This window comes from Stenotrophomonas sp. AS012628, assembly GCF_010608305.1.
Taxonomy (GTDB): domain Bacteria; phylum Pseudomonadota; class Gammaproteobacteria; order Xanthomonadales; family Xanthomonadaceae; genus Stenotrophomonas; species Stenotrophomonas geniculata.
On sequence record NZ_VMBJ01000317.1, the window covers coordinates 1 to 213 of the forward strand.

Here is a 213-nt window from a genome sequence, read left to right on the forward strand (position 1 = left end):
TTCGGCGGCCTTGCGCGATACATCGATGATCCGCCCGCGGCGGAACGGCCCGCGATCGTTGATCCGCACCACCACGCTGCGGCGGTTGTCGAGGTTGGTTACCCGCACGCGGGTACCGAACGGCAACGTGCGGTGGGCAGCGGTCATTGCGTTGGGGTTGTAGCGCTCGCCGCTGGCAGTACGCAGGCCTGCGTGGCGGCTGCCATAGTAGGA

General features: G+C 67.6%; 1 protein-coding gene. It reads right to left on the reverse strand.

Annotation, left to right across the window (positions count from 1 at the left end):
- On the reverse strand, positions 1 to 213 hold a 213-nt coding region (locus G5A07_RS22090; protein ID WP_191864057.1), incomplete at both ends, for a septal ring lytic transglycosylase RlpA family protein.